This window comes from Halalkalibaculum sp. DA384 (assembly GCF_043951955.1).
Taxonomy (GTDB): domain Bacteria; phylum Bacteroidota; class Rhodothermia; order Balneolales; family Balneolaceae; genus JAMQKA01.
The window spans coordinates 1-13,140 of sequence record NZ_JBINJE010000055.1; the positions used below are offsets into that span (position 1 = coordinate 1).

Below are 13,140 nucleotides of genomic sequence, written 5' to 3' on the forward strand. Positions count from 1 at the left end.
AGCACTTCTTCCGGTATCGGAACAATTGCTTAACACGTTCATACGATCTCCCCTTCGAAATTCATCATTTTTAATTCTTCATTTTTCATTCCTCACTGCCATCCAACTCCTTTTAATTGCGTCTCCCCTCCTTCACTCCACTACAGTGAACAGCGTCTGTACATCCACCGGCGTTTCCGCAATGACGGCAAACTGTACTCCCTCCTCATATTCAAAATTCTGATGGCCACTCTCAACCTGGGCAAGTATCTGGTTTACGAGGTCATAACTAAAGTTCGGCTGCCCATCTTTTTTGACCACCGCAGGCAGATCTTCGACCGATATTGTCTCCAGGTCAAAGGGCGGATTGGCTCGCAGAGACCATATTGCGATCTGGAACTCCCGCCAAGTTACCTCCGGGTATTGCTCCTTCAACTCATCCCTGATGTTCAGGAAATAATTGATCGGCTTCCACTTTTCTACGCGGTATGTTGAATACAGTTTGATGCCCTCGTACGTGCCGTTGTCCGACTCGATCGGCGTTTGCCAGTCGAGGCACCACCCCTCGTGGTTGCCATCAGCTATGATGTTATTGCTTCCGACTCCCTTGAACATAATTTCATAAAGAGAACTGCCGGTTTTATTTACCGTAATGGTGGTGTTTTCCGTCCCGTTGATAAACGTGACTTCCTCTACCGGTTCCAACGTCTTTTCCAGGTCGGCCTCGTGACTTGAATTAAGATTGCAGGAGATACCTGTCAGGCATAACACCGCTATAGACAGAAAGTACGTGAGAATTGACGATTTTTTCATTTTACCCCTCTAGGTAGATTTATTTGTAGATGACACTCTGTGTGACAGCCGTAGTTATTTTAACTTTATATATAAGTGACTGTTTTTATTATATAAAAGGATAAATAATTAAGCAATATTTAGTGATGTAAAAAACCCTGACCCTATCCTGAAATGCAATAAAGGGCGCTTTAAAATATTAGGATAACATAATCCAACCTGAGTTCGACATAATTGTCTCAACCGGATGCCTGTTTGCCTTGAAATGGCAAGGAAACAGTCCCTCATTGAGGAGGGTAGGCCAATCGCGTGGGTCTGGTGATTGGGTCGGATGGTACAAGTCTAAAATCAGAGAATAACACCCCTCCCGCCTTCGGGGGGGGCTTCCCTCAAGGGGAGATTAAAGGCCTGCCCCAAGAAGTTAAGAAACAATGTTAAAGCTGGAAGCTGTATCGAACTCACGTTATTCTGCTAACACCATGTAACTGGGATATGATCTTCTCATGTAATCCATCATGGGTGTTCCACACCCGACAATTTCAAAAATAACCAGTTCTTTCTTTTGACAGGAAATTGTGTCTCAGATCATTTGTCAGACGGCAGGCTAACCATCTTCCGCGCAGCTCAAAGAACTTAAAGAGGTCTTTTAAAACCGTTGTCTTACCCAATTTCAGCATGTCAGCGAAGACAAAAGGGATTAGACACTTGCTATTTACAATTTATATACTAGATTTAAAAATACCCTAAGAAACTGTTTTTACTACATTTAGAATGTTATAATATAACATCAGGTGATGGATCATATATCCTGTTTTTATCGAAAAACGACTTGTTAGCTATATCAAAAGGGATGACATAAATACCATTCTCGATCAATGTTGCGAAGCTTTCCCCTCCATCACTTCACTCCGAGGGAGAAAGGGTTATGGTCTATTTACCGCAATAGTTGTCTTATCTTTCGTTTCGTTGCTGGCGGGCTGCAGTACAACAGGCTCCCTCACCTACCAAGAACGCGCCCTTACAAAAGCGGACCTGCAAACCGTCAATATCGATCAGGTGACGGGCCATTGGGAGGGAATATATCATGTCTACCCGAACCTGATGGGAATTGAGCTCGATCTCCTGGCTTCTGATACGACGAATCTATCCGGTGAATTGCACTTTTATCCGCTTGATGAAAAACGGGGACCCGGAAGACTCTCGCCCGGGAGTTATTCGGTAATCGGCAGCTATGATCCAGTTACCCGAACGCTTGAACTAAAACCGAAAACATGGATTAACAAGCCCCGGGGCCGGGTAACGGCCTTGCCTCTATCAGGAGTTGTTGACACTGAGGGACCCGCAATAGCCGGATTTCTCGGACAACAGCGCACCCTGCGGGATCGCCCCATATACTTTGCATTAATGCGGACCGACAAGGCTGAATCGAGGCTGAAAGAACCTTTTCGCAGGTCAAGTGAACAAGTTAACCTGCAGGCGTCCGGGGTTGGGTCGATCTTCAACAAGTTGGGCAGAGATATTCCTGGTGATGAAGAAATTCTTCAATGGGCAGGCAGGTTTAGTGATGAGTACCCGGAGATTAATCCGGACCACACTGAAATGGGAACATTGTATAATAAAGTTGTAAACCTGTTTGAGGACGAACATTTTATTGCCCATTTCGGCCTGCCTTTTGAGCAGATGAGTCCCGGGCAGCGAGACATGGTCGCCGACCGCCTGACGGGCAGTTATCGCTCCTTTGGTGACCGCAGCGACTATATGCTTCGGGATTACCGGGCCTTCTCAAGAGCATTCAACAGTTCGGGAAGTCCGGGCACGCCGGGAATCACGGCTGCTCTGCTTGCCCAGCGGGTTATTCGTTCCTGGCAGCGTACCACCCAATACCGGTTGAGCCATCTGTCTCCCAAACCTGGCACCTTTGCCAAAATTGCCAACATTGAGGAGCGCTCCTCCCTCCTGCTTCATACCCTTTGGCCCAGCGAACAGCGGGAATTTAATGATCATATTGCAGATATAAGACAGAAACTGGCAACCCCTATCCTGGCTGCCAGTGCCGAGAAAGCGGTCACCAACAGCAGTGGATACGACGGGGCCCGCCGGCTGGCGTTATGGGAACAAAACAACCAGGAATTACTGCAGTATGTGGATATTTCTGAGAAAGAGTCGCTTATTTCAAAAGTAGAACACAGGCGTGATGAGCTCCTGTCGCCACTCATGGACGTTGAAATAGGTAGCCTGCAACAAATCCCGAATACGGCAAGTGCTGTCGACAAGGGGAATGAATGGTATACCGATTTCAACAATCGGTATGGGTTTGCTTCCCAAAGCCAACCCTATCAACAAGTGCTGAGCGTCCTTCAAGCCAGGCGAGAGGAGGATCTATCCCGTGTTTTGGCTTCATATGGTGAACAGATCAATAAGCTCACTCCCGAAGAAAACGTGGATGATTTCATCTCGTCCGTGCTCGTTGTCCCGGGAGATCAGTATACGCCCCCGGGGAAGACGCTTGTCCGGATGGCCGATACCCGAAAACAAACCATTGAGGCCCGACGGAAATTGCAGTCTGAGATAATGTTTGTTTTGGTTGCTACCCTGCTCCTGCAAAGTGACACCGGGAATGACCAGTACTCCCAAAAAGCCACCGATGAAGGTCCAAACTGCGTGGTCCAGGGCATAGGCCGTGTTGCTCGTGACAAATTAATTTATTTCAGCCTTTCTGCATTCTGGCCCACCATGGATGAGACGACCGTTTCCCGGTTACAACAATATATTTCAGGTTTTTTGGACAACGACCTCACCCCGGGCTCAATTGGGAAAATTTTAATACAGCAACAGGTTGTTGAAATGCTCGGAAATGACAACCCAGCAGTCCAGGATTTTACCTTGTTGGTGGAGTTGACATCGAGCCTGATAGAGAGTTGTGATGGATGATCGGTTTATCTTCGCTATTTACTTATTTAACGTGAACTTGGTTTAAGAATTCAACAACACCCTCACTTAATTACCAGTTGAAACCTTTTATTGGATCCAGAACGGGGTTTAAAACCTATTCTGGGACCACCAAATTTGTTCACTAGGTTTTCTTACATTAAATATGAATGTTCAAATTATGTTACAAGGCTCGTCCTGCCACCCATATTACGCCATTACGTATCATATTAGCAGTGCCTTCAATTTGGATTGCACGAACATCATGCCCTAAGGGAGTATTAAATACTCGACCTTTCCCATAAGTATGAGCAAAGGCCATTGGATGATAACGTTTTGTAATTTTCGAGCGGGCGCGGGCAAGTAATATCACTTCCTTCTCACCCTTGACCCCTATATACAATTCGTCATCTGTCTCATATGTTTCCATTTCTCGCGTAACTGGATGTTGGTGGTTGACTATTTCGACACGAAACTTACCACGTGGATCATGGGTGTTCTCACCATCCCACACTTTTCCGGCAATTTTGGTGTATTCTTCCCAATTCCTAAATGCCCCACACGCAAAGTGCAGCAGAAAGAGTCCTCCTCCCTGGGCTACGAATTGCTTCAAATTTTTCTTTGCTTTAGCATTTGGATCGGGTTTCTTCCAATTATTAAAATGGAGAAACACCACATCATAATTGTCAAGCTCCACAACCTCCAATTGGTAGGGATCTTCAAGTACGTCTATCTTCATACGAGGATCCTTGGTTAACTCCGCCCTTAACGCCGGAGTGGTCTTACGCCACTTATGGGCAGGGTGGTCCATACCCGTTACAATAAGTACATTTATAGAATCTTCAATTTCTGATTCAGCTCCTTGAATACCATCACTTACTTTTGTGTAGCTGGAAGAATCAAGCGAATTCTTCGAAGTATTGTATTTTGACTGCCTTGTACAGTTTAAAGTAATTAATAGAAGTCCAGTAAACGTGAGTGAAAATAAGTTTAAAAAATTAGGCATCTAAAAATACTTTTAGGTTACTGGCAACTATTGGCCGTTCAGAATATGACATTTCAATTTTTGATGTATTTGTTCTTCACTGTATCATTGAGGTCCTTAGTTGCTTCCATCTAAGGACCTAAGATACTTGGTAAGATCGGCAAGTTCAGTGACTGTCATTTCTTTTTCTAACCCCGATGGCATAATTGATATAGGACTCTTTGTACGTTTGTTAACTTCCGACAAAGAGATCTCCACAGGCTCCATCCCAAACTGTCTAACAATGAGTTTGTCAGACTTTTTTTCAACTTGGCCTGTAACTACCTTGCCACTTTTAGTCTCAATTGTCTCTATTTGGTAACCTGTTTTAATAACTTTGTTTGGTTCTAAAATAGACTCAATTAAATACTGTGGCTGAGAAGCCGCCCCGATATCCGCTAGATTAGGTCCAAGGTTTGAGGTAACATTACCTGTACTCGTTGCATGGCAGGAGGTGCATGCAGCTTTACTCGTACTGAATATTATCTTACCACGCTTTGCAGAGGCATTCTTCAAACCTGACAAGACCTCCTTCCCGAATTGTTGCTTATCTTCTGGTCTATCTAACTGGACGGGGAGCTCTGCCAATTGTTTTTCCGGAATACCTAACTCTTTAAAGGTAAAGTAAACCTCTTCTATTACAACAGGATCATTTCCTTTCGTATCGTGAATCGTATTCCATAGTTCATTAACGAAAGATGGGCTGTGATCTCGCTGGCGCAACGCTCGTAAAGCCGAAATTGCAATATTATTGGAAGAATGTGTAATCCAGGATTGCCAAATTTCTGGACTTCCAGATTCACTAAATGATCCCAATGTATAAAGGGCATTCATCTGTTGAAACTCACTTTGAGTATTGTTTAGGATACGTAAGGTTGCTTCCCTAATTTCATCACTATCAATCGATGCAATTCTTACTACTCGTAATGACGCTGACTGCACTTTTTGATTTGGATCTTGTAGGCTGGCTAATAAGAAGTCCAATAATTCTTTTTGTTTGGGAGGGTTATTTTCGAGCCATTTTAATGCCATTACCTTTTCATTGGCAAGCTGTATTTTGTTACCAGCCTTTATTTGCTCAACTAGTCTTTCCGCCTTTTCTTTATTGGAAAGTGGCAAATCCCAATCTTTTACTACCGATGCAAGTGAACTTTCCTCATATCGTGCTGTCATAGCAGCGATGTAGGCAATACGCTTTTTTTCCGGGTCAGATGATGCATATAATTTTTCTAATGTAGCTTTGTCACCCCGTCTGCCCAATTCAAAGCCAATTTGATACCGTAGCCGGTCACTTGTAGCCACTTCCAGCGCCCGAAGTAGGCCTCGGCCAACATCTTCCTTTGATTTTAATGCCAACGCTGCTTCTATTCGGACCTCTCCATTTGGGTCATCCAACATAGATTGTGCTATGCTACCAAGTTTTTTTACACTTATTAACTGCGGCCGGTCATTACTAAAACTCCCTTCTCCCAGCTGCTGACCTGCTGCTTGTCTTAACTGTCGTAATGCGTGAGCGCGCACTCGCGGGGCCGCATGATTAAGTGCAGAAATCATTGTTTGGCTGGCCGGCTTCGAATTCATCCGTGTTAATGTCCAAATGGCCGTGGCTGATGCAAAGGCATCACCATTTTCCGCCACTTCACTTAATGCTGTTAGTGCCGAAGTATCGTGCTTTAAAAGCTCGCCTTGTACCTGTTCACGAATGAAGTGGTTTGGATGACCCAGCAATTCAACTAGTTTATTAGGTGACATTTCTTCAATATCTCCTGATATAGGCACTTTTTCCTGCTCACCGTCTCCTTGGTATGTAATTTTATAGATATATCCCATATTATTATTGTAATCATCTCTACCATGCCAATCACTAAGATAAAGTCCTCCATCGGGTGCAGGAACAATGCTAGTTGGCCTGAACATCGAGTCGCTGAGGGTAGATAGGAACGGAGTATCGTGTTCTATAAACCCACCACTATTCTCTTTTTCTTTCCGGCTAAATCTTCTGACTACCCTATTGGTCGGATTAAAGCCGTGGCTTCCCCAGTTCGAAACAAAAACATCCCCCCAATAATCACTTGGAAACATCGAACTATAATAATGATAGGCGGTGGTATTGGCCCCCGGTCCCATATCCATAACTGGTGGAGCAAGTGGAGTTCTACCGGCAAGCCAATTATAGGTTACATCCCGTGAACGATAGCCATAGTCCATACCGGGAATTACATCTAAATAGATATTCGGACTTTGTTCCCCATTTGATATAAGCCAAATATGCCCCCAAGGATCAATATCAAAAATATAGGGTGCCCGTAAGCCATCAGTAATCAACTCCAAATTCGAACCATCGAGATCACACCTGACCAGCCCACCACTTTGTCCACTAAAACGGACTGTACTTCCATCCGTACCTGTAAGTTCACTTTCTGGGTGATCTGCAACGGAAAGCCAAAGCTTATCATCAGGCCCAACAATGACTCCATACATGCCAAAAGGATTCCACGGTACAGCAGCATCCTTAACGAGAAGTTTGCGATCCAATAGTTGACCCTTAGGGCCTATATCCATCACAAAAAGTTCATTTAATGATGCTGCATAAAATTTATCATTGTGAACTGAGATTCCCATTACAGGATTATCAAATCCCTCTGCCACTACTTTAATCCGTTCAACTTGTCCCTCAGAGTCAAACTCAATCCGTTTAATAGGATTGGTCACATTTGCCACAGTAAATTTTTCCTTTTTTTGTCCTTCAGGCACACTAGCTCCACCATAACGATAATTATGAGCTTCTGAAACATAAATGTTGCCCTCCTCGTCCACCGTCATCCGCATAGGATTGATAACATCGGGTCCCTCAGCTATTTTACGTATTGAGAAACCTTCCGGTAAATCAAATTTATCTTCTAATGTTAATTTTCTTGATTCCTTATCTCTATCCAACGAATCAAATTTTTTTTGGGGCTGATATAATCCTACAGCCCCAAAAAGGAATATTAGTATTAAAGCTGAGTACTTCATTTATACTTAATTAGTTACCTTTGAAGCTTCTGAGATGACAGAACGGAGCCAATTAACACTGTCACTGATATTACTAGGTGTGCCTATAGTCTCGACCGAAAATACTCCATCCCATTCGGTCTCATACAGATATTCAATACATTCCTTAATATTGGAAGCATTTACCCCCTGTCCAACAGCTACTCCTGAAGAACCGATACCCGTTTCGTCACCCGTGCTTTCATCTACCATAGCCTTCGGGACATCTTTGCAATGAACATGCCGCAACCACGGACGAATTGCTTTAATAAATTCCAGCGGATCATTACCCGCAATAAATGAATTGCCTGTATCAAAATTTACACCCAGCCACTCGGAGTCGAATTCCTCTAGAATATCAACCATTAACTCAATATTGTTTGTAAATGGTCCATGGGGCTCAAGGTTTACCCCCACCTGGAAACTCTCAGCCCGCTCGAGTACGAGCCTAATATTGTGACGCCATTGGTCAATCGTTTTCTGGTCATCCCACCCCTCGGGCTTGCGACCCCCATCGGTACTTACTACATAAGGGCAGTCAAGCAGATAGGCTTTTTTGATTGCACGCCAGACATAACGAACCCCATGTACCCCTCCATTTCTGCCTGTCAAGGGATAGGCACCATCAATTTGAGAAATACTTATCCCATGTTTGTCAAGCGTACGCCGAATTTCCAATTCATCCATATCCATAGATACGGATGGCTCGTATCCGAGCCCCTCGACAAAGTACTGTCCATCAATAAGACCGAATTCAATGTGATCCAAATTATTTTCCACAGCAGACTCTATAGCCTGGCCGAAATTGCCACTCAACACCCGCCAGTTGTCCGCATGCATGCCCAATTTAATTCCAGTGTTAGATTTTGTACTCATAATATGTACCTCTTTTATTTAGGATTAGAATAATTGCAGATATCAGGTTACCTGTTATTGTTCAAAATGAGTAGATGAAACCGTTACCAACCAGGATTTTGACTAAATCCATTAAGCCTAACTTCTTTGGCCGGTATTGGGAAAAGCAGTTGATGTTCTTCAACATTAAACATTTCAGAAGTTACTCTATTTAATCGTTGTTTTTCTTCCGCACCATGGGCATTCATTATCTCAATAGCACGGTCTGTTCTGATCAGGTCGAACCATCTTTTATTTTCAAAAGCGAGCTCTACCCGTTGTTCTTGGTAGACCGCATCTCTGAATTCTGATTGGCTGAGTCCTGTTGCTAAGGGATCCAGCCCTGCCCTTTGGCGTACCTCATCGACGTAGCCGTATGCTTCACTTGTAGGGCCATCGGTTTCATTAATTGCTTCAGCTAACATTAGCAATACATCCGAGTATCGATACACAGGCCAATTTTCGTCCGTTTGACCCTGTCTTTCGTATGGCGGATGGTAGTACTTTTTGATAAATGGCATGGAATCTCCAAGGGCCTCGTCAAACCCACTATTTTCCGGATCAACATAATATCCAACCGAGGCCTCTTTTCGCTCATCTCCATCTTCATAGGCCTCTATTATACTCGGCGTAGGAATATTCATTGATTCCAACTGTCCTTGGAACCCAGTCAAGGCTACAGAAGCATTCCAGGGTCCAAACAGAAATATGAAGTTACTATTTTCGCCCTCCGCGGAAGCAGAATATTGGACCTCAAAAATTGACTCTGAGTTATTTTTATTATTCGGATTAAATACATTCTCATAATTAGGGACTAAGCTATAGTTTAAATTGGTTACTTCTCTCAAAGTGCTCACGGCTGAAGAAAAGTCTTTTTGAGTCACATATACATCGCCCAAAAGTGTAAGGGCCGCTCCCTTTGTCGCTCGTCCTATATCAGAACCTTCATAACTTGCAGGCAATCTGTTTGAAGCGTCCTCGGCATCACTTATTATTTGTTGATAAACTTGTTCAATACTTGCTCTCTCATCCGTAAATACTTCTGATGGATCCTCGATTTCTTTATTTTTTAGCGGTACAGGGCCATATAATCGGACGAGATGGAAATAAAGTAACGCCCTAATAAACTTCGCCTCTCCAATAAACTGACTTTTCTTAGACTCTTCAGGGAAAGACACATTTTCAATACGATTTAATACAACATTCGACTGTTGTATACCGCTATAAATAGCATCCCATACATTTTCTACTCTATCATTTACAGCATTCATCAGGAAATAATCTACTTCCTCCCTCGGTACACAACATCTGTTATTAGGATTAAAAAAGAATGTAGTGTTGTCTGCTCGCATCTCTGTGAAGACATAAAAATCGCCTGTATATAGTGGCTGTAACTTACCGTATGCGCCATTTATAGCCGTTTCTATCTGAGATGCTGTTTGATAGTAATTCTCCCCACTTGTAAACGTAACTGGTTCTACATTAAGAGTCTCGCTACAAGCTGAAAGAACAAATATTAATGATATAAGATATATTTGAGTTTTCATCTTGATCAGGATTTAAAATGTTAAATTAATTCCGGTTGTAAATATCATTGGAGTAGGATATGGATTTGAATCAAATCCTGGTACAAGGGCTCCACCCCCTGCCTGATTTCCATAATTAGTCACTTCTGGATTTCTGCCTGCATAGTCAGTAAAAAGAAGAGGATTCTGCACGCTTATATAAAGACGTGCTCGTTGTGCCGCCATTTTATCCAACAAAGTGCTAGGTAGTGTATAACCTAAGGTGATGTTTTTCACCCACACATAGTCATTTTTTTCTACCAATTGGGAACCACTATCTCTAAACATTCTTCTACCCCTTGCAGAACCAGCAGTAGTGGGAACATAATTATTCCCAGGGTTTTCTGGTGACCTCCATCGATCCAATAGGTCACGACTAACATTAAATAAACCATCGAGCAGATACGTTGTGAATCGATTAGCCACCATTCTCTCTCCACCAACTGAACCAGTCAGCAAAACTTTAAAATCAAAATTTTTATAGGTCAGATTATTTGTCATACCCCATGTAAAATCAGGATATGGATTACCTACAATTGTGAAGTCTTCAATAGGATTTATAACGCCATCTCCATTTATATCCTTGACTCGCATATTTCCTGGAATAGCACCTGGAAATGATGGTTGAGAATCAACCTGTTGTTGATTTTGATAAATCCCATCATGCACATACCCATAAAACATACCTATTGGTTGACCAACCATGGTAATATGGGTCGGATTTCCTTCGTAGCTTGAACCTGATAGAATTGGCTCATCACCCCGTCCTAATGCGAGAACTTCATTCTTATTGGTAGATAGATTAAGACTTGTACTCCAACTGAAACCTGATGAAACTATATTTCTTGATGTAAGGTCAAATTCCATTCCAACATTTTCGATTTCACCTCGGTTTACAAATAGATTAGAAAACCCTGAAGATTGAGGGATTTCCACATTCAATAATAAGTCTTGCGTATTTTTCTTATAAAACTCGGTAATCAGATATAACCTATCATCGAAAACACCTATATCCAGTCCAAGATTGAATTCACTTGTTTTTTCCCATCCTAAATTAGGATTACCCAAAGATTCCATTGTGCGGCCTCCAGCCAAACTTCCTCCCAAGATATAATCATTGGATTCTATCTGACTCATATATGTATAATTACCAATCTTGAAATTACCCGCCTGACCATAGGAGGCTCTAAGTTTGAGGTCACTTACCCAGTCAACATCCCCCATAAATGATTCATTAGACAAGTGCCAACCAATTGCCGCGGAAGGGAAAATTCCCCATCGATTATTGGAACCAAATCGAGATGAACCGTCTCTTCTGACCGTAGCAGTTAATAGATACCTATCTTTGTAATTGTAATTTGCTCTAGCCAGATAAGAGATTAAAGACCATTCACTTTCACTGGTTGCCCCTGTAATTCTTGCAGCTGCATTAAAAGTTTGAACATCATCATCAGGGAATTCATCACCATCAAAGCTGGCGCTCTCATTAATATTTTTTTGTATGGAAAAACCAAGCAACCCAGATACGTTGTGGCCATCTCCAAAAGTATTTTGATAGCTTAAAGTATTCTCATTCACCCAATTTAAATATGACCCTCTATCATAATCCGCCTCTGGAATAGTGGGTGGGTATGTAAAAAGGGCTCCAACTGTTGAAGGTCGGAAATACTCCCTCTGACTATCTTCCCAATCAGTGTTAAAAGTAGACTTCAAAACTAAATTGTCTACGATTTCATATTCCCCAAAGATATTAAACAGAATCCGAGTGTTTCTTGATTCTTCATCAATTTCAGTTAAACTCATTAATGGATTAGGATAAGGAAAAATACCAGCTGGACCATCAATCATGGCATTGTAACTTCCGTCTTCATTATATACTGGAGGTATAGGGCTAGCAACAAGGGCATCACCAAAACCACCACCGCCTCTTCCAATCCCTCCAGTAACGGAAGATTCGCGAAATGAAAATGTAGGTGCAATATTTACACCTGCTCTAATATTAGAAGTTAAATCTGCATCAACGTTAGCTCTTACTGAGAACCGTTGATAACCAGAGGTTTTTATTACCCCCTCCTGATTAAAATAGCCGGCTGAAACATAACTTCTGACATTCTCATTGCCTCCACTCAAACTGAAATTTAAATCATGGGTCTGTCCAACTCTTGATATTACATCAAACCAGTCCGTTCCTTCACCCAATTCTTCTGGATTTTGGTACAACTCGGGGATATCTGCATCTGTAGCCTCCCGATTTTCTTGCACTCTAATTTGATCAATGATTGATTCTTTTTTGAATCGAGCGAATTCCTCTGCATTCATTAAGTCAGGCATTTCTCTTTCCGGAATTCTCTGGAGACCGGTTTTTGCACTAATCTGAACCCTGTAATCTCCTGACCTTCCCTTCTTAGTAGTAATTAATACTACCCCATTCGCTCCTCTTGATCCATAAATGGCTGTAGCTGAAGCATCTTTAAGAACTGTAATCGATTCTATATCCTGTGGAGCTATATCATTGATAGGATTAGAAATTTGATCTGAAGATGTTGGAAGTGGAAAGCCATCAACAACATATAAAGGATCACTACCAGCTCCGACAGCAGCTATTCCTCTAATTTTTATCTGTGGTCCACCACCAGGTATACCATTTGATGTTCTAACACGAACACCTGCCATTTGGCCAGATAAGCTCTGATCAACACCTGAGACCGGCAAATCTTCTACGTCTTCCATAGAAATTGTGGAAGTAGAAGTTATGACCTCCTCACTTCGCTGTGTACCATACCCAACGACGACTACATCTTCCCCGACCAATGCTTGAGGTGTTAAAACCGCGTCAATTTGTGTTCTCCCATTGATTGGAACTTCCCGTGTTTGATAACCAATGAACGAAAACACAAGCGTATCTTGAAGACTATTAACTGGCAG

7 protein-coding genes are annotated in these 13,140 nt (G+C 42.5%); 1 reads left to right on the forward strand and 6 read right to left on the reverse strand.

Annotated features, from left to right (window positions below):
- Window positions 1-132 precede the first annotated feature (132 nt).
- Complete coding sequence (locus ACG2E4_RS17710) at window positions 133-792, reverse strand: hypothetical protein (RefSeq protein WP_395277419.1); 660 nt, start codon at window positions 790-792, stop codon at window positions 133-135.
- Window positions 793-1,737: 945 nt separating this feature from the next.
- Between ACG2E4_RS17710 and ACG2E4_RS17715 the strand changes: the two genes are divergently transcribed.
- Window positions 1,738-3,702, forward strand: coding sequence for a hypothetical protein (locus ACG2E4_RS17715; protein ID WP_395262416.1), 1,965 nt, complete (start codon window positions 1,738-1,740; stop codon window positions 3,700-3,702).
- A 181-nt stretch (window positions 3,703-3,883) separates the two neighbouring features.
- On the opposite strand, the gene ACG2E4_RS17720 is transcribed toward ACG2E4_RS17715, so the two are convergent.
- The 5 genes from ACG2E4_RS17720 to ACG2E4_RS17740 form a co-directional block, all read right to left on the reverse strand.
- Window positions 3,884-4,705 carry a ThuA domain-containing protein gene (locus ACG2E4_RS17720; protein WP_395262417.1) on the reverse strand — a complete coding sequence of 274 codons (822 nt, stop codon included), beginning with the start codon at window positions 4,703-4,705 and terminating at the stop codon, window positions 3,884-3,886.
- Window positions 4,706-4,801: 96 nt separating this feature from the next.
- The gene (locus ACG2E4_RS17725; protein ID WP_395277420.1) at window positions 4,802-7,660 is read right to left on the reverse strand and encodes a hypothetical protein; all 2,859 of its coding nucleotides are present in this window, start codon (window positions 7,658-7,660) and stop codon (window positions 4,802-4,804) included.
- 84 nt (window positions 7,661-7,744) lie between these two features.
- Window positions 7,745-8,632, reverse strand: coding sequence for a sugar phosphate isomerase/epimerase family protein (locus ACG2E4_RS17730; RefSeq protein ID WP_395262419.1), 888 nt, complete (start codon window positions 8,630-8,632; stop codon window positions 7,745-7,747).
- Between the two features lie 83 nt (window positions 8,633-8,715).
- On the reverse strand, window positions 8,716-10,197 hold the full coding sequence (locus tag ACG2E4_RS17735) for a RagB/SusD family nutrient uptake outer membrane protein (RefSeq protein ID WP_395262420.1): 1,482 nt from the start codon (window positions 10,195-10,197) through the stop codon (window positions 8,716-8,718).
- Window positions 10,198-10,209: 12 nt separating this feature from the next.
- Window positions 10,210-13,110 (reverse strand): SusC/RagA family TonB-linked outer membrane protein, encoded by a 2,901-nt coding sequence (locus ACG2E4_RS17740; RefSeq protein ID WP_395262421.1) that lies wholly within the window; start codon window positions 13,108-13,110, stop codon window positions 10,210-10,212.
- Window positions 13,111-13,140: the final 30 nt, after the last annotated feature.